The 17,601-nt window shown below is 73.7% G+C and carries 15 protein-coding genes; 8 read left to right on the forward strand and 7 right to left on the reverse strand.

Annotation, left to right across the window (positions count from 1 at the left end; all coding sequences use genetic code 11):
• Nucleotides 1-9 precede the first annotated feature (9 nt).
• The 3 genes from KBX43_RS02245 (at nucleotide 10) to KBX43_RS02255 (ending at nucleotide 4,643) form a co-directional block, all read left to right on the forward strand.
• Nucleotides 10-780, forward strand: a complete 771-nt coding sequence (locus tag KBX43_RS02245) for a nucleotidyltransferase domain-containing protein (protein WP_113973092.1) — start codon at nucleotides 10-12, stop codon at nucleotides 778-780.
• A 36-nt stretch (nucleotides 781-816) separates the two neighbouring features.
• Complete coding sequence (locus KBX43_RS02250; protein ID WP_113973091.1) at nucleotides 817-3,612, forward strand: FAD-binding and (Fe-S)-binding domain-containing protein; 2,796 nt, start codon at nucleotides 817-819, stop codon at nucleotides 3,610-3,612.
• 164 nt (nucleotides 3,613-3,776) lie between these two features.
• Nucleotides 3,777-4,643 (forward strand): SDR family NAD(P)-dependent oxidoreductase, encoded by an 867-nt coding sequence (locus KBX43_RS02255; protein WP_113972775.1) that lies wholly within the window; start codon nucleotides 3,777-3,779, stop codon nucleotides 4,641-4,643.
• 105 nt (nucleotides 4,644-4,748) lie between these two features.
• Here the strand turns inward: KBX43_RS02255 and KBX43_RS02260 are convergent, their stop codons facing one another.
• The gene (locus KBX43_RS02260) at nucleotides 4,749-7,733 is read right to left on the reverse strand and encodes a glycosyl hydrolase (protein ID WP_113972774.1); all 2,985 of its coding nucleotides are present in this window, start codon (nucleotides 7,731-7,733) and stop codon (nucleotides 4,749-4,751) included.
• Nucleotides 7,734-7,993: 260 nt separating this feature from the next.
• A complete protein-coding gene (locus KBX43_RS02265; RefSeq protein ID WP_064445852.1) occupies nucleotides 7,994-8,356 on the reverse strand; it encodes a hypothetical protein in 363 nt (120 codons plus the stop codon).
• Nucleotides 8,357-8,452: 96 nt separating this feature from the next.
• Here KBX43_RS02265 and KBX43_RS02270 point away from each other — a divergent pair, with 96 nt between their 5' ends.
• The gene (locus KBX43_RS02270; RefSeq protein WP_064445853.1) at nucleotides 8,453-9,073 is read left to right on the forward strand and encodes an L-threonylcarbamoyladenylate synthase; all 621 of its coding nucleotides are present in this window, start codon (nucleotides 8,453-8,455) and stop codon (nucleotides 9,071-9,073) included.
• Nucleotides 9,074-9,151: 78 nt separating this feature from the next.
• Nucleotides 9,152-10,726, forward strand: a complete 1,575-nt coding sequence (locus tag KBX43_RS02275) for a Na+/H+ antiporter (RefSeq protein ID WP_181373756.1) — start codon at nucleotides 9,152-9,154, stop codon at nucleotides 10,724-10,726.
• 38 nt (nucleotides 10,727-10,764) lie between these two features.
• Here KBX43_RS02275 and KBX43_RS02280 read toward each other — a convergent pair whose 3' ends face one another.
• Both KBX43_RS02280 and KBX43_RS02285 read right to left on the reverse strand, forming a co-directional pair.
• A complete protein-coding gene (locus tag KBX43_RS02280) occupies nucleotides 10,765-11,700 on the reverse strand; it encodes a superoxide dismutase (protein ID WP_113972773.1) in 936 nt (311 codons plus the stop codon).
• 115 nt (nucleotides 11,701-11,815) lie between these two features.
• Entirely contained in the window at nucleotides 11,816-13,264 is a 1,449-nt protein-coding gene (locus tag KBX43_RS02285) for an endo-1,4-beta-xylanase (RefSeq protein WP_043323818.1), read from the reverse strand.
• A gap of 382 nt (nucleotides 13,265-13,646) precedes the next feature.
• Here KBX43_RS02285 and KBX43_RS02290 point away from each other — a divergent pair, with 382 nt between their 5' ends.
• Entirely contained in the window at nucleotides 13,647-14,492 is an 846-nt protein-coding gene (locus KBX43_RS02290) for a S1 family peptidase (protein ID WP_113972772.1), read from the forward strand.
• A 52-nt stretch (nucleotides 14,493-14,544) separates the two neighbouring features.
• On the opposite strand, the gene KBX43_RS02295 is transcribed toward KBX43_RS02290, so the two are convergent.
• Together KBX43_RS02295 and KBX43_RS02300 are read right to left on the reverse strand one after the other, a co-directional pair.
• Complete coding sequence (locus tag KBX43_RS02295; RefSeq protein WP_043323822.1) at nucleotides 14,545-14,877, reverse strand: putative quinol monooxygenase; 333 nt, start codon at nucleotides 14,875-14,877, stop codon at nucleotides 14,545-14,547.
• A gap of 40 nt (nucleotides 14,878-14,917) precedes the next feature.
• Nucleotides 14,918-15,880: a hypothetical protein gene (locus KBX43_RS02300; RefSeq protein WP_113972771.1), complete on the reverse strand. Its 963-nt coding sequence runs from the start codon at nucleotides 15,878-15,880 to the stop codon at nucleotides 14,918-14,920.
• A gap of 165 nt (nucleotides 15,881-16,045) precedes the next feature.
• On the opposite strand from KBX43_RS02300, the gene KBX43_RS02305 reads away from it, so the two are divergent.
• Entirely contained in the window at nucleotides 16,046-16,351 is a 306-nt protein-coding gene (locus KBX43_RS02305) for a DUF1330 domain-containing protein (protein WP_043323825.1), read from the forward strand.
• Between the two features lie 7 nt (nucleotides 16,352-16,358).
• Here KBX43_RS02305 and KBX43_RS02310 read toward each other — a convergent pair whose 3' ends face one another.
• Nucleotides 16,359-17,102 carry a hypothetical protein gene (locus KBX43_RS02310; RefSeq protein ID WP_043323827.1) on the reverse strand — a complete coding sequence of 248 codons (744 nt, stop codon included), beginning with the start codon at nucleotides 17,100-17,102 and terminating at the stop codon, nucleotides 16,359-16,361.
• A gap of 71 nt (nucleotides 17,103-17,173) precedes the next feature.
• On the opposite strand from KBX43_RS02310, the gene KBX43_RS02315 reads away from it, so the two are divergent.
• Nucleotides 17,174-17,596: a thioesterase family protein gene (locus KBX43_RS02315; protein WP_043323829.1), complete on the forward strand. Its 423-nt coding sequence runs from the start codon at nucleotides 17,174-17,176 to the stop codon at nucleotides 17,594-17,596.
• Nucleotides 17,597-17,601 lie beyond the last annotated feature (5 nt).

The raw sequence follows: 17,601 nt of genomic DNA on the forward strand, positions 1-17,601 counted from the left end.
GATGCCGGCATGCGCGACGACATCCGCGACTACCTGGCCGAACTGGTCCGCCGCTCCCGGGACGTGCTCGGTGACGACCTCGTCGGCGCGTACGCCGCCGGGTCGGTCGGGCTGGGCGCGTACCAGCCGGGGCGCAGCGACGTGGACGTGGCGCTGCTGGTCGCCGGACCCCAGCCGGAGGCGGCCAAGCGGATACTCGTGGAGCGGCTGCGGCACGAGTCGCTGCCCTGCCCGGCGCGCGGCCTGGAACTCGTGGTCTACCGCCGCTACGTGGCCGCCTCCGGCGCCCCGGAGCCCGGCTTCGAGGTCGAGCTGAACACCGGCGCGACAATGCCGTTCCGCGCCACCTACGACCCGGCCGACCGGCCCGCCGCCGACGGGCGGTTCTGGTACGCGCTGGACCGCAGCATCCTGCGCCAGTCCGGCCTGACGCTGCTCGGCCCGCCCGCCGCCGACGTGTTCGCCGACCCGTCACCGCAGGCGCTGCGGGCGCTGCTGGCCGACGCGCTGCGCTGGTGGCTGGCGCTGCCCACCCCACCCGGCGACGCACCGGCTCCCGGCGCGGAGGACGCGGTGCTCGGCGCCTGCCGCGCGCTGGTGCGCCACCGCGACGGCGTCTGGCTGGGCAAGGTCGACGCCGGGCTGCGGGTTGCCGCCGACGACCCGGACGCCGCGCTGATCCGCGCCTCGATCGAGGCCCGCCGCGGCGGCACGCCGCCGTCCGGCCCGGCCGCCCGCGCGTTCCAGCGGCGGGTGCTGGACCGGATCACCGCGGACTGAACCGCGACTACTGTGAGCCGGGGAGGTGCGGTGATCATGACGGAGCTGAGCGCGTCCACGCGGGCCGGACTGGAGTCGGTGGTGCCCGGCGGCGTGGCGACCCGGGCCGCGGACCGGCTGCGGATGGCCCACGACGCCTCGCACTATCTGCTGCACCCCGGCGCGGTGATCACCCCGGCCGACGCCGGTCAAGTCGCCGCGCTGCTGGCGCACAGCCGCCGCACCGGCACCCCGCTGACGTTCCGCTCCGGCGGCACCAGCCTCAGCGGCCAGGCCGTCACCGACCGGCTGCTCGTCGACGTGCGACGGCACTTCCGCGACCTCACGGTGCTCGACGACGGGCGGCGGGTGCGGGTCCAACCGGGGGTGGTGCTGCGGCAGGTGAACGCGCGGCTCGCGCCGTACGGCCGCAAGCTCGGCCCCGACCCGGCCAGCGAGTCCGCGTGCACGGTCGGCGGCGTGGTCGCCAACAACTCCAGCGGCATGACCTGCGGAACCGAGTTCAACACGTACCGGACGCTGGAGTCGCTGGTCCTCGTGCTGCCCAGCGGCACCGTGCTGGACACCGGCGCCCCGGACGCAGACGCCCGGCTGCGCGCCGCCGAACCGGCGCTGCACGCCGGGCTGCTGCGGCTGCGCGACCGGGTACGCGGCAATCCCGACTCGGTGCGCCGCATCCGCGCCCAGTACGCCATGAAGAACACCATGGGGTACGGCGTGAACGCGTTCCTCGACCACGACGACCCGGCCGATCTGCTCACCCGGCTCGTGGTCGGCAGCGAGGGCACGCTCGCGTTCGTCGCGTCGGCGACGTTCCGCACCGTACCCGTGCACCGCCATGCCGCGACGGGCCTGCTGGTCTTCGAAACGCTGGGCGCGGCGATGGCCGCGATGCCGGCGCTGGTGGCCGCCGGGCCGGCGGCGGTCGAGCTGCTCGACGCCGTCGCCCTGCGGGTCGCCCAGCGGGACCCGAAGGCGGACGCCACGCTGCGTGGCCTGGCCGTGCGCGGGCACGCCGCGCTGCTCGCCGAGTGGCAGGAGTCCGACCCGGCGGCGCTCGCCGACCGGGTCGCCGACGCCGGACCGGTGCTGGCCGGTCTGCCGCTGAGCGCACCGGCGCGGCTCAGCGGCGAACCGGCCGCCCGGGCCGCGCTGTGGCACATCCGCAAGGGCCTGTACGCGGCGGTGGCCGGCGCGCGCCCGTCCGGCACCACCGCGCTGCTGGAGGACATCGCCGTGCCGGTGGAGGCGCTCGCCGGCACCTGCGCGTCGCTGGCCGAGCTGTTCGAGCGGCACCGGTACGCCGACAGCGTCATCTTCGGCCACGCCAAGGACGGCAACCTGCACTTCATGCTCAACGAGCGCTTCGACGGCGGTGCGGCCCCGGCGCGCTACGCCGACTTCACCGAGGAGATGGTCGACCTGGTGCTCGGCCACGGCGGCACGCTCAAGGCCGAGCACGGCACCGGCCGGGTGATGGCCCCCTACGTGCGCCGCCAGTTCGGCGACGAGCTGTACGAGGTGATGCGCGAGCTGAAGACGCTCTGCGACCCGGACGGCGTGCTCAACCCGGGGGTGCTGCTCAGCGACGACCCGGAGATCCACATGCGGCACCTCAAGACCGTGCCGACGGTGGAGGAGGAGGTCGACCGCTGCGTTGAGTGCGGCTACTGCGAGCCGGTCTGCCCCAGCCGCGACCTCACCACCACGCCCCGGCAGCGCATCGTGCTGCGCCGGGAGATCGCCGCAGCGCAGGCCGCCGGCGACACCGCGCTGGTCCGGGAACTGACCGACGACTACGACTACGACGCGGTGCAGACCTGCGCCGTCGACGGCATGTGCGCCACCGCCTGCCCGGTGCTGATCAACACCGGTGACCTGGTCAAGCGGCTGCGCGCGCAGGAGCACGGCCGGGCGGCGGGGACCGCCTGGCGCGGCGCGGCCCGCCGCTGGGGCGCCACCACCCGGGGCATGGCCCGGGGACTCGATCTGGCCGGGGCGCTGCCGCCCGCGCTGCCCGAGGCCGCCACCCGGGCCGCCCGCGCGGTGCTCGGCTCCGACCGGGTGCCGCAGTGGCAACGGGACCTGCCGCGCGGCGGCACTCCGCGCCGCCCCCACCCGGCCGACGACCCGGACGCCGTGTTCGTGCCGTCCTGCCTGGGCACGCTGTTCGCCCCGGCCGATGGCGGCACCGGCGTGGCTGCCGCGCTGCTCACGCTCGCCGAGCGGGCCGGCGTACGCCTGCTCGTGCCCGACGGCATCGGCGACCTGTGCTGCGGCACCCCCTGGTCGTCGAAGGGACTCACCGACGGCTACCGGCAGGTCCGCGACCGCGTCCCGCCGGTGCTGCGCGCCGCCAGCCGCGACGGCGCGCTGCCCGTGGTCAGCGACGCCGCGTCCTGCACCGAGGGCTTCGAGCGGCTGCTCGACGGCGCCGGGGACGTGCGGGTCGTCGACGCCGTCGCGTACACCGCCGGCACGCTGCTGCCCCGGCTGACAGTGCGCCGCCGCATCGGCTCGCTCGCGCTGCACCCGACCTGCTCGTCGGTCCGCCTCGGACTCGACGACGCGCTGCTCACCGTGGCCCGCGCGGTCGCCGACGAGGTGGTCGTCCCGGAGGGCTGGCAGTGCTGCGGCTTCGCCGGGGACCGGGGACTGCTGCACCCGGAGCTGACCGCGTCGGCCACCCGGGCCGAGGCCGCCGCCGTCACGGCACGCGCCTTCGACGGGTACGCCTCGGTGAACCGTACGTGCGAGATCGGGCTGGCGCGGGCGACCGGGCAACCGTACCGGCACGTGCTGGAGTTGCTGGCCGAGGCCACCTCGCCGTAGCGACGTCCGCGGAGTGCCGGCTTTTCGCGTGATCGACACCAGTTCGGGGATGAGGGGAGCGGGCGCCGTGAGCTGGGCTGGCGTACCGAGGGCTTGATCGCGGGCGGGGCGGGGACGGCAGGGCTTACGGTGCGGGATGGGGAGTCCACGGGAGGGGTGACGCGGTGGCTGCGGGCGTGTTGTCGAGGCGGGTCGCTGTGGTCACCGGCGCGGCGCGGGGGATCGGCCGGGCCGCGGCGGTGGCGCTGGCCGAGTCGGGCGCGGACGTGGCCGGGATGGATGTCGCCGGGCCGGTCAGCCCGATCCTGGACCTCCCGCCCGCCACCCCGGAGGACCTGGCCGAGACCGGGCGCCGGGTGACGGCGGCCGGCGCCCGCTGGTCCGCGCACGTGGCCGACCAGCGCGACATCGGGGCGGTACGCGCGTTCGCCGAGGCGGTCGAGCGGGAGCACGGCGGCGTGGACGTGCTGTTCGCCAACGCCGGCATCCAAGCGTTCGCGCCGCTGCTGGAGATGACCGACCAGCACTGGCACGACCAGATCGACGTGAACCTCACCGGCGCCGCGAACGTGCTGCGGGTGTTCGCGCCACTGCTGGTACGGCGCGGCGGCGGGCGGATCGTCATCACGTCGTCCACCCAGGGACAGCACGGCACCACGAACGGGTCCGCGTACTCGGCGTCCAAGTGGGGGCTCATTGGGCTGATGAAGTCCGCCGCGCTGGAACTCGGGCCGCACGGCGTGACGGTGAACGCGGTGATCCCGGGGCTGGTCGACACCGCGCTGACCCGGCACCGGGACCGTTACGTGCAGGCGCTGGTGGAGGCGGGGAAGTCACCGTCGGGTGACCTGGCCGAGGTGGAGCGGGAAGCGGTCGGGGCGCTGCGGGCGAAGACGCCGCTGGGCGTGCCGTGGGTGGAGCCGGAGGACGTCGCGCCGCTGGTGGTGTTCCTCGCCTCCGACGCGGCGCGCATGGTCAGCGGCACGTCGTTCGCCGCGACAGCGGGCGACAGCGCGCACGTGACCGCCTGATCCCGTCGGGCCGCCGGCGACGGCGGTCGTGGCCGGGGACGCATCGAGCCGGCGCCCCGGCCACGAGGGCCGGGGCGCCGGAGTCGCGCGTTCAGGAGCTTCGGGTCAGGAACCGTACGGCAGCGTGACAGTCGAGCCGTTGCCGACGCCGAGGATCGTGGGCGCGCCGCCGATGGCGTTCCACACCTCGACGCGTACCGTGCCGCCGGACAGATTGCCCAGCGTGCCGGTGGCCGAGAGCAGGCCCTGGGTCTGCCGGTAGCGCTCCGCGCCCGGGATCGGATCGGTGGCGAAGTACCGGTAGGTCTCCACCCGCTCGACGCTGCCGTTGCCGGTCAGGTCGTAGGAGACCCGGATCTGGACGCCGTTGCCGATCGCCGTGCCGGCGTCGACGGCCAGGTCGAAGGCGGTCGCCCCGCCGGTGTACGTGCCGGTCAGCCCGGTGGCCGTGAACACCTGCGGGTTGGTCGGCGTGCCGTCGTGGTTGCCGTTCGCCGCCGCCACGTTCACCGTGCCGGCGGTGCCGGCGTTGCCGTCCAGCCCGCCGCCCGAGCGCAGGTACCGGACCGGCTTCAGCGCGCTGCCCGTACCCGTCGGGCTGGGGCTGGCGGAGGTCGGCGTGGGACTCGCGGTGGTGGGGGTGGGGCTGGGCGTCGAGGTCGTCGGCGTGCCGGTCGGCACGGTCCCGCCGCCGGTGGCGTTGCCGCCGCTCCACGTGTACGCCCCGGACGTGGCGGTCTTGCCGGCCGGCACGGCGAGCGTGACGCCGTTGGAGAACGTGACGGTGAGCGGCCGGGCGGTGATGTTCGACGCCACGTAGGTGCGGACGCCGTTCTTGACGAACACCTTCGCCAGCGGGTGGTTCGCGGTGACCGTGGTGTCCACGGTGCCGAGCGCGGCCAGGTTGCGGATCCAGTGGAACGTGTGCGCCTTGCTCTCGCCCTCCTCGCTGGTGAACCCGCTGTTCGCGCGGAAGTTGCGCAGCGCCTGCTCGCCGTCGCCGAGGGCCAGGAACTCCCAGATGATGTCCTGCCACACCGTCGGCGGGCCGCCCTTGTTGGTGACCAGCTCGGCGTAGTTGGCCTTGACGTACTCGGGGAAGTCGCCCAGGTAGAGGTGACCGCCGGTGATCGGCAGCATGTTGATGCCCTGGATCATCTCCGGCGCCGCGGAGAACCAGGTGGAGTACGACCCGCCGTCGCCCCACACCATGCCGACGGTCTTGTGCCCGAACGCGGCCGGGAAGTTCTGGTCGTACACGTCGAACCAGTACTCGGAGATGGCCGCGGACTGGGTGGTCCACAGGTAGACCCCGGCGTCGCGCACGGCGGTGTCGCCGGTGGCCTGACCCCACTGGATCAGCGCGTTGGCGAAGTTCATCCCCTCCGACGAGGACTCCTGGTTGTTGCCGGCGAAGAACGGCGCCAGCCCGGAGGCCCAGTCGTGCCCGGCGTAGATGTCGAAGTCCCGCAGGTAGGGGAAGCGGCTGTCGGCGCGGTCGTAGTTGTTGGCGTCGCGGATGAGCAGGTCGATCATGCCGCCGTAGCGGCTGTCGTCGGCCCATCCGGGGTCGAACTTGGCGACCGTGGCGGCGGCGGCGATGAAGTAGCCGTAGTGGAAGTGGTGGTCGTTGAGGTCCTCGTCGGAGCCGTACGAGGCGGGGTAGCCGATGAGCGTGCCCCAGTTGCGGTCGTAGTAGAAGAGCTGGCCGGTCTCGCCCGAGCTCGCGGTGAGCCAGTTGGTCAGCCGGTTCTTCATCGCGGTCACCGCCGCGTCGCGGACCGAGGTCTGCCCGAGCTGGTCGGCGATCTCGGCGATCCGGGCGGCCCGGCCGAGTCCCTTGCCGGCCCAGTACGTGTCGGTGCCGCTGACGCCTTCCGGGTTGCCCTGCTCGGCGTTCAGGTAGCCGGTGACGGTGGCCAGGTCGGCGCCGCTGGAGTCGCCGACGGCGGGCACCTCGGGCAGCACGCCGGTGAAGCGCATCGTGGTGGTGAACGACGGCACGCCGGTGAGCACCCGCATGGCGCCGCGCGCCGAGACGTACGTCGGGGTGATCGGGGTGGCGCCGGTGAGGCTGCGCCACTGGTGCGGGTAGAGCGCCACCACGGTCTTCGTCTCGCTGCCCTCGCGGGGCGTGGTGGTGAACGCGTACGTGGTGCGCACGGTTCCCGCCGACGGGTCGTACGTGTAGCTCATCCGGGTGCCGGTGACGTGGGCGTGGGCGTACCGGCCGTAGGTGTCGGCCAAGGCGGCCCGGTCACCGCCGCCGGGCAGCACCGCCACCGAGAAGTACCCCTTGCCGGCCAGCGTCGAGCTGATGCCGGCGCCGTTGACGGTCCAGGTCGCGCCGGTGGGGGCGTACGCGACGTAGTCGTGGCCGTTGACCGTGAAGCCGATGGTGGCGCCGGAGTTGCGCCACACGGTGGGTGTCGCGGTGGCGGTGAGCTGCGCGGTGCCGCCGCTGACCGTGTAGTAGCTGAACGGCAGCCCGTGGCCGATGGTGGCGCGCATGGTGCGGCTGCCGTCGCTCCAGTCGGCGGTGACCGTCCAGTCGCTCCAGCCGGCGGCCTTGACCACCGGCGCCGACAGTCCGGGCATCCCGACGCGGACGTCCTCGCCGTACGGGTAGTGGAACTCGCCGACGCCGGTCGCGGTGCCGCTGATGGCGGGCGTGGTGGTGTACGACAGGCCGAGCCCGTTGTTCTCGGCCTTGAACGCCAGCGGGTGGGCGTGCAGGTTCTCGCTGCCGGCGCAGTTGTTGCGCTTCCAGATCAGCGACGACCACCAGTCGTTCGTGGGGATGGCGCCGGCGGGCGCGTCGGCGGTGGTGAAGATGCGCGGGTTGGTGCTGATCGCGCCGCAGCCCTTGGGCAGCAGGGCGCCGGGCGGCAGCGTCTCGGTGTAGCTGCCCGCGCCGACGGCGCCGGCGGTGGCGGTGCCGCCGCCGCCGACCACGGCGCCCAGCAGGCCGGCGGCCAGCACGGACGCGGCGACGAGGGCGGTCGCCCGCAGACCGCGACGGCGGGCCGGGGACCGGACGGGCGCGGTCGGGGGTACGGGGTCGGGAGAGAAGTCCCGCAGGAGGGTCATGGAGGTCCCCTTCACGAGGAGAAGGCGGGGTACGGAGTGGTGGTGCGGCAGTCGTGAGAGCGCTCTCTTGAGAAGGGACAGTAAGGTTCGGGTTACGGATCCGTCAATGTCTTGTTACCGAAGAGAGCGCTCTCCCGCACACGCGACCGACCCTTCGATCACCTCACGAAGCGCGCTGACCAGGCTCGACGGTGCGCACGAGCGCCGCCCCGGGCCGAGGCGGCCGGGGGCGGCGTGAGGACGCGTGTGCCTACGCTGCGTCAGGCGGCGGTGGCGGCGAGGCTCCGCGCGTCGGTCCGTGCCGCGGCCGTGCCCGGCTCACCGGCGGCACCGGGCCGGCTGACGCCCGGCTGTCCGGCGACGGGCCGCGAGGCGGACTGCGGCGAGCCGGCGGACTGCCGGGGCGCGGCGGACTGCCGGGGCGCCCGGGCGGCGCTCAGCCCCGCCTGCGCGTTGTTCCACGCGCCGCAGGGCCAGGCGGCCCCGGCGCAGCTCGGGCTCGCGCAGACACGTTCGGCGTCGGGCTGGTGCGCGTCTGCCACCGCGGCGGCCAGGTCCCACAGCAGCGGATCGGTCACCTCCGCGGGGCGGTCGGTGACGCGGTCTGTGCTGGCTTCGGACATGATTCGGTCCCCCTGTCGTGAACGGCCCCCACCTGTTTCCGGAAACCGCCCCGGCCAAACCTGCGCCCGCCAGGTCGCGGGCATAGGCTGGCCGTCGTGGCGAGGTACTACGACCTGCATCCGGACAACCCCCAGCCCCGCGTGATCCGGCAGGTGGTGGACCTGCTGCGCGCCGACGGGGTGATCGCGTACCCGACGGACTCCTGCTACGCGCTCGGCTGCCGGATCGGCAACCGCGACGGCGTGGAACGCATCCGCGAGATCCGGCGGCTCGACGACCGTCACCCGTTCACGCTCGTGTGCGCCGACTTCGCCCAGCTCGGCCAGTTCGTCAAGCTCAGCAATGCGGTCTTCCGCCAGGTCAAGTCCGTCATCCCGGGCAGCTACACGTTCCTGCTGCCGGCCACCGCCGAGGTGCCCCGGCGGTTGCAGGACCCGCGCCGGCGGGTGGTCGGGGCGCGCGTGCCGAGCCACACGGTGACCCAGGCGCTGCTGGCCGAACTGGGTGAGCCGCTGCTGTCCAGCACGCTGCTGCTGCCCGGCGAGGACGAGCCGATGACCCAGGGCTGGGAGATCAAGGAACGGCTCGACCACCTGATCGACGCCGTGGTCGACGCCGGTGACTGCGGGCTCGAGCCGACCACCGTGGTCGACCTGTCCGGCGAGGAGCCGGAGATCCTGCGTCGCGGCGCCGGAGACCCGGCCCGCTTCGAGTAACGATCACCGATTCCGCCCCGTCCGGGCGCCGTCGTGGGGCACGGTAGGGACCCGGGGGAACGGTGACGGGGGTACGGCGTGGAAGCACTCCTGCTGATCACGGTGCTCGGCGCGACAGTGCTCGTCGGGACCACGATCGGCGGTCGCTACAGCGTCGCGCCGCCCGTGCTGCTGATCGCCATGGGCGCGCTGATCGGCCTGCTGCCGCCGTTCGACAACCTGATCCTCGAGCCCGAGGTCGTGCTGGTGCTGTTCCTCCCGGCCATCCTCTACCGGGAGAGTCTGGTCATCAGCCTGCGCGAGATCCGCGCCAACCTGGTGGTGATCATCGGCCTCGCCGTCGTGCTGGTGATCATCACGATGGCCGCTGTCGCGTTCACCGCGCAGGCTCTCGGCGTGGCGGCGTCCGCCGCCTGGGTGCTCGGCGCGGTCCTGGCCCCCACCGACGCCGCCGCCGTGGCCGGCCTGGCCAAACGGATGCCGCGCGGCATCCTCACCACGCTGCGCGCGGAGAGCCTGGTCAACGACGGTACGGCGCTCGTGCTCTTCGCCGTGGCGGCCGGCGTGATCGCGGGCGGGACGGTGCCCGGGCCGCTGCTGCTCACCGGCGAGTTCATCGGCAAGTCGGCCGGCGGCGTGGCCGCGGGACTGCTCGTCGGCGCGGTCGTGGTGCTGATCCGCAAGCACGTCGACGACCCGATGCGCGAGGGCGGGCTGAGCATCCTCACCCCGTTCGTCGCGTTCCTGCTCGCCGACGCGGTGCACGCCAGCGGCGTGCTCGCGGTGGTGGTATCCGGACTGTTGCTGTCCTACGCCGCGCCCCGGGTGATCCGGGCCCGCTCCCGGGTCACCGCGTTCGCGTTCTGGGACCTCTCCACCTTCATGATCAACGGCGGCCTGTTCGTGCTGCTCGGCACGCAGGTGCCGCGTTCACTGCGCAGCATCACCAGCCACTCGCCGGCCGCGTCGCTCGGCATCGCGGTGCTCGTCGCCCTGGTCGTGGTGATGATCCGGCTGCTCTGGGTGCACCTGTCGGTGTCGGCGCTGCAACGGGCGGACCGGCGGGAGTCGAGCCGGGCGCGGCACTTCGACTTCCGCATGCGTACCGCGGTGGGCTGGGCCGGGTTCCGCGGCGCCGTCTCGCTCGCGGCCGCGCTGGCCGTGCCGGTCACCATGCACGACGGCAGCAACGTGCGCGAACGCGACCTGATCATCTTCGTGACCGTGGTGGTGATCGTGCTGATCATGCTGGTGCAGGGCACCACGCTGCCCGCCGTCGTGAGCTGGGCCGGTCTGACCGGCGACCGGGAACGCGACGACGAGGTGCGCTGGGCCCGGATCCGGGCCACCGAGGCAGCCCTGGAGGCGCTGCCCCGGGCCGCCAGCGACGTGGGCGCCACCCAGGACACGGTGGACCGGCTGCGCGCCGACTACGAGGACCACCTGGCCGCCGCGCGCGACCCCGGCGGCGAGGAGGCGGAGGGGGAGCGGGAGATGGCCCGCCGGCTGCGGTTGCGGGTGCTCGACCACAAGCGGCAGGAGATCACCCGGCTGCGCAACACCAGGCAGATCGACGACGTGGTGCTGCGGCAGCTCCAGGCGGCCATCGACATCGAGGAGATCCGCCTGCTCGGGCCGGAGATGGAGGAGTGAACCGGCCGCCACCCGGAGAGGGTGGCGGCCGGCGTGGCTCAGCGCGCGTCGACAGCGACGACCGTGTACGGGGTGGTCGGAGTCGGCGGGGTGGTGAACCGGCCGTTCGGCAGGTAGAGCCGGCCGAGCGCGGCGGCCACCGTGGTCGGCACGTCGAAGCCCGGGTCGGTGATGACGCCTCGGGCGACGCCGGCCGTGCCGGCGCGGTTCAGGTCGACCACGGCGACCTGGTTGAGGAAATTCTGCACCACGTACAGCCTGCGGCCGAGCAGCAGCAGGCCGTCACCGTTGAGGAAGGTGGCGCCCGGCACGTCGACGGCGGTGGTGACGCCGGTGGCCGGGTCCACCCGGAACAGCGTGCCGGTGTTCGACTGCACGACGATCAGCGCGCGCCCGTCCGGGGTGGGCGCGATGCCGTTGAGGTTGACGCCGGTGCCGGTCTGCTGGAAGTCACCGGTCAGCGGCAGCGTGGTGAAGCCGTCGGCGGGCGGCAGCTTGCCGCCGCGTCCGAGCGGCAGGCGGTAGAGCACCGGCCGGTTCGAGTCGGTGAACCAGGCGGCGTCGCGGGTGAGCGTCACGTCGTTGACGAACGTCGGCGCCTCGGCGAACCGGTAGCTCGCGAGCACGGCGCCGGTGCGGGTGTCGACGACCCGGGCGTCCCCGGCGGTGCCGCCGGCGACGAAGAGCCGGCCCCGCGCGTCGACCTTCAGGCCGAGCGACGGGGTGCCGGTGGCGGGGCTGACCTGCTTGCCCGCCCCGGTGATCAGGTCGGCGCGGTAGATCTCACCGGTGGCCCGCGACCCGAACCAGGCGTAGCGGCCGGCGGCGGCGACGCCCTCCGGCTGGAAGCCGTCCGGCAGCGTGATGACCGTGGGACGGCGGTCGTGGGCGGAGGCGGCGGGGGCCGGGGCGGCGGTGGTGACGAGGGTGGCGGCCAGGGCGACGCCGAGGACGGTCCTGATGCGTCGGTTCACTGTGGTCCTTCCGGACGAAACGGTGGAACAGGACCTGCCCCACTGTACGGTCGCGGCCGGCGACCGCCGGGGACGCGACCCGGCACGGTGCACCCGTGCCGGGTCGCGCCGACTGTCAGCCGGCCGCGCAGGCCGGCGTGCCGGAGGGCGCCGTGCCGGTGCCCTGGAATCCGAACTCGGTGGTGCCACCGGCACCGACCTGGCGGTTGTAGTCCACGTTGCGGAACGTCACCGCGCCGGTGGTGCCGCTGGCCTGGGCGCTCCAGGTGTTCGTGACCGCCGAGCCCGAGGGCACGGTGAGCGACACGGTCCACCCGTTGAGCCCGCTGGAACCCGCGGTGATCCGTACGTTGGTGACGAAGCCGCCCGGCCACTGGTTGGTGGTGATCGTGGCGGTGCAGGCGCCGGTCGGCGGCGGAGTCGTCGTCGGCGGCTCACTGGTCGGCGGCGTGCTGGTCGGCGGCGTCGAGGTGGGCGGGGTGCTGGTCGGCGGCGCGGTGGTGGGCGGCGGGGTGCCGCCCTCGTTGAGCGCGTTCAGCACGGCGGTGTACGCCTGCTTCTTGTTGCCGCTGCCGTCGAACAGCAGCGGGGTGCCGCTGGCCCGCCACGAGTCGGTGTCGCGGATGCCCCACACGGTGATGCCGTTGCAGCGCGCCACCGCCAGGCAGTCCCGGGTCACGTTGCCGTACGAGGTGGCCTGGCTGCTGCCGGAGCCCTCGATGTCCAGCTCGGTGATCTGCACGTCGACGCCGAGCGCGGCGAAGTTCTGCAGCGTGGTGCGGTAGTTGCTCGGGTACGGCGACCCGCTGTTGAAGTGCGACTGGAGGCCGACGCAGTCGATCGGCACGCCCCGGGACTTGAAGTCCCGCACCATGTTGTAGACGCCCTGGGTCTTGGCCCAGCTCCAGTTGTCGATGTTGTAGTCGTTGTAGCAGAGCTTGGCGCCCGGGTCGGCGGCGCGCGCGGCACGGAACGCGGCCTCGATCCAGTCGTTGCCGGTCTGCTGGAGGTTCGAGTTGCGGCGGGCGCCGCTGTTGCCGTCGTCGAACGCCTCGTTCACCACGTCCCAGGAGTGGATCTTGCCCCGGTAGTGGGTGGCGACCTGGGTGACGTGGTTGATCATCGCGTCGCGCAACGCGCTGCCGGACAGGCTTCCCGTCCACCCGGGCTGCTGCTGGTGCCAGAGCAGCGCGTGGCCGCGCACCCGCATGCCGTTGGCCTGGGCGTGCGCGACGAGCCGGTCGCCGTTGGTGAAGTTGAACTGGTTCCGGGACGGCTCGGTGGCGTCCCATTTCATCTCGTTCTCGGCGGTGACCATGTTGAACTCGCGGTTCAGGATGCCGACGTACGTGCTGTCGGACAACTTGTTCACCGCCACCGCCGTGCCGAAGTACCGGCCCTGCTCCGCCGCCGACGCGCCGAGCGTCGTGCCGGCGCTGGCGCTGGTCGCCACCGCTATCGTGGCGGCGACCATCGCGGCCCCCGCCACCATCGCGACCACAGCGGTCCGCGGGCGTGACCGGGCTGCCGCGCTCCCGCTGCCGCGGGCGAGCACCTTGTCCATCTGAACGCCTCTCTAGCCTGTCAATGGGATCGGCTCGCCTCGGCCACCGCCCGCCACGATGTCGGCTCCGCGCGGTCGCCCGGTGGCCGCGCCAACTCGGGGAGCGACTCCCCGGCACATCGTGAGTGGATCGAAGCGAATCTCTGCCCGGAGCCTACCGGAAGCGTTCCGAAAACTTAATCACCTCGATGCGTCGACATCGGGGCACGCGGTGGCGGGTGGAGGGCGGGAATCCGAGGGCGGGCGCGGGGGGACGGGCGCGCGCACCGCCGGCCGCGACTCCGGAAGTTTCGGGAATCGCCGGTTCTGCCGGTTGAGTGGATCGCGCCCGCGGGCTGATGCTGTGCCAATCGACCGTAGACGATGGAGGAGGTCCCGGAGGATGCGCCGACCCGCGCTCGTCGTACTCGTCCTCGCCGTCCTGCTGACCGGCGCTCCGGCGGTCGCCCGGGCCGGCGTCGCCACTCCACCGGCCGGGCCCGCCGCGCTCGCCGGGATCCGCACGCCCGGCACCGCCTGGGAGCACGACCCGGCCACCGGCCGGCTCACGGTCACCGCCGACGACACGGTACGCGGCAGCGAGCTGGCCGCGCTGCGCCGGACCGCGGCCCGGGCCGGCGCGGTGCTGCGCCACGAACCCGGGCGGCTGCGTACGCTCATCGCCGCCGGTCAGGCGATCTACGGCGGCGGCGGGCGCTGTTCACTGGGCGCGAACGTGCGCAGCGGCGCCACCTGGTACTTCGTCACCGCCGGACACTGCACGCGCCTCGCCGCCACCTGGTACGCCGACAGCGCCCGCACGACGGTGCTGGGCAGCCGGACCGGCAGCAGCTTCCCCGGCAACGACTACGGCGTGGTCCGCTACACCGGAACCGCCGCCCACCCGAGCGCGATCCACACCTACCCGGGGCAGGTCACCGTAACCGCCGCCGGCAGCGCGTACGTCGGGCAGGCGGTCTGCCGCAGCGGCGCCACCACGGGCGTACGGTGCGGCACCGTCACCGGGCTGAACGCCACAGTCAACTACGCCGAGGGCAGCGTCACCGGGCTGATCCGCACGAACATCTGCGCCGAGCCGGGGGACAGCGGCGGACCGCTCTACGTGGCCGCGACCGGCGTCGTCCTCGGCGTGCTGTCCGGCGGCAGTGGCAACTGCACGAGCGGTGGCACCAGCTACTACCAGCCGATCCTGGAGATCCTCGCCGCCTACGGCCTGACCATCCCCTGACCGGCCGCGCGGGCGGCCCGCCGCGCCGCCCGCGCGCAGTTGCGCCGTCCGGTCAGGCGTCGCCGGGTACGGCCATCTCGCCCAGGCGCGACCAGTCCTGCTGCGGCACCGTCACGTTGACGATCCGGGGCGTCTCGGCCAGGTGCGGCGGCAGCGTGCGCTGGGCTTCGCGGAAGTGCTCCGACTGCACGTGCGCCGCGCCCGCCTCGTCGTCGCGGAACGCCTCGACCAGCACGTACTCGGTCGGGTCGTCCAGGCTGCGGGACCAGTCGAACCACAGGCAGCCGGGCTCGGCCCGGGTCGCGGCGGTGAAGTCGGCGGCGATCCGCGGCCAGTTGTCGGCGTCTTCGGGGCGGACCCGGAACTTGGCGGTAATGAAGATCATGGGATCAGGCTACCCAGGGCCGCCGGTGACCCGCGCCTGATCAGCTCTTGGCCGCCGGGCCGAGCAGTTCGGCCGCCCGCCGGTCGGCGAAGGCGGTGACCGCCTGCTGCCCGGCGCCGAACACGATGGCCAGGCCCAGCAGCGCGGCGGTGCTGCTCACACTGGTCTCCACCAGGCCGCCGATGACCAGCATGATGCCGACCACCGCCACCAGCGGGCCGACCGCGAGCTTGAGCAGCCCCTGCTGGAACGGCAGCTTGTAGGGCAGCCCGCCGGACCGGGACGTGATCATCGACGGCAGCGCGCTGAGGAACGCGCCGAGCGCCCCGGCGATCAGCACGAAGAACAGCAGCCGCCAGGCCGGTACGCCACCGGCGTCGGTCGGCGCCTCCAGCAGCCGGACGTCGTGGCTGAGCCACTGCACCAGCACCACGAGGATCTCCGCCACCAGCGCGAACACCGACAGCCCCAGCATCCGGTTGCGCAGCCGCCGCGCCGACTCGTGGAACTCGTCGGACGCGGAGTGGAAGCGCAGCAGCAGCGCCTGCACCCGGGCGCGCAGCAACTCCACGGGCACCCCGCCGGTCGCGGTGTCGAGGTCGCTGAGCACCTTGTCGTCGGCCGGCAGCACCTGCGCCGCCGCGCTGCGGTACGCCGGCAGCAGCCCGGCCAGCTCGTCCGGGCTGCGCAACCCCACCATGGCCCGCTCCACCGAGTGGATGGTCTGCCACGCGTACTCCAGGTTGCCGCCGCGCAACCACTCGACCACGCCGCTGCGTCCGAGCACCACCTCCACCCGGGACAGCTGCGCGCGCAGCGCCTCGGCCCGATCGGGGTCGCGCGCGGACAGCACCGCGAGCTGCTGGTACAGGTCGTCGAGTTTGGTCCGTACGCGGACCTGCCACACCGCGCCGGGAACCGGCGTGACGGGCCGGGACGGCCCGCCCTCCGGCGTGTTCCGGGGCTCGGGTATGGCCTCCGGCTGGGTCTCCTGCTCGATCATCGTGCCCCACCTCTTTCCCCCACGCCGCCCGGACCTGCTACCAGTATTCGCAGGTCAGAGCCATAATGGCTAGAGCACACCGGACAGTCGACCCGGCTCGCGGAGGCGGCGGATCCGGCCCGACGGACGAGGCCGGAGCGCTCGGGCGGTCGGTAGCCTGAGCCGGTGACCGTCTACGCCCTCGCGCAGCTCACCATCCACGACCGGGCGCGCTACGACAGGTATGCCGCCGCCTTCCCGCCGGTGCTGGCCCGCTACGGCGGTCGGCTGCTCGCCGCCGACACCAGCCCGCGCGTGGTCGAGGGGGAGTGGCCGCACCACAAGGCGGTGCTGCTGTCGTTCGACAGCCGGGAGGACTTCGAGCGCTGGTCCACCTCGCCGGAGTACCGGGAGATCTCCCGGGACCGGGAGGCGGCCACCGAGGGCGTGGTCCTGCTGCTCGACGGGATCGGTCACGCCTGGCCGGCCTGACGACCGGTCAGAGCCGGTGGCGTACCCACACGTTGGGCTCCACGTACGCGGCGTGGTCGTGGTGGACGTCGACGAGCACCGGCGTCAACGCACCCGGCACCCGCACCGGCCCGGAGGTGTCGAACGGCAGCCCGGTCCAGCGCCGCCAGTCCGCGAGCGTCCCGGTCACCGTCATCGACCGGGGCGCGACCCGCTCGATCACCCCGCCCGCCCGCACGTGCACCCGCAGCCACGGATCGGCCGGCAGGCCGTCGGGGCGGCGGCGGGCCGCGTACTCGGTCATCGGCACGTCCGGGGCGTCGGCCTTGCCGTTCGGGCGCACCGGCGCCACCAGCGTGTCGAACCCGGCGCGGGCCACCGCCGCGCGCATGGCCGCGAGCATCAGCCCGGACACCCCGCCGCCGCGCCGGTCCGGGCGCACGCAGATCTCCAGCGCGGACACCAGGTTGGGGGTGGACCCGGTGAGCCGGCCGAGCGTGGCCCGCTGGATCACCCGGTCCCAGCCGCCGTCGGGCAGCTCGTCCTCCGTCCAGCGCAACGGCGCCGCGTAGCCCCGGGCGACGGCCCGGCCCGGCTCGGCCGGGTCGACGGCGGCGAAGACGAACTCGGGGTACGTCTCGTGTGCGACGCCGTAGTAGAGCGCGCCCATCGGATCCCAGAGCATGAACGGCGGCCAGGCGCCGTCGAAGTCGGTGTCGAGCAGCGGCGCCAGGTCGGGCCGCTGCGCCAGGGTCACGATCTCCAGAGTCACGCCGGGGAGGCTAGAGCCGCGTGGCCCGGACCGCACGCCGTTTTGTCCGCGCCGCTGGTTAGGCTGCCGGCATGGCAGATCCGTTCCGGGTGCGCGTCACCGTGCGCGGCTACGAACTCGACACGCAGGGGCACCTCAACCAGGCGGTCTACCTCCAGTACGCCGAGCACGCCCGTTGGGAGTGCCTGCGCGCCTCCGGCATCGGCCAGGACCGGCTGATCGCCGGCGGCGTCGGGCCGGTCGCGCTGGAGGTGACTGTGCGTTACCTGCGGGAGTTGCGCGGCGGCGACGAGGTCGACGTGACCTGCGAGTTCCACTGGGGCGAGGGCAAGACGTTCCGGATCGGCCAGGAGTTCACCCGCGCGGACGGCACCCCCGTCGCCTCGGTGTCCGGCGTCGGCGGCCTGCTCGACCTCGCCGAACGGCGGCTGGTGCCCGACCCGCGCGAGCGGTTCCGGGCACTGGCCACCGACCCCGCGCCGATGAGCCTGTAGCGCCC

The organism is Micromonospora sp. C41, assembly GCF_018070485.1.
Classification (GTDB): domain Bacteria; phylum Actinomycetota; class Actinomycetes; order Mycobacteriales; family Micromonosporaceae; genus Micromonospora; species Micromonospora chalcea.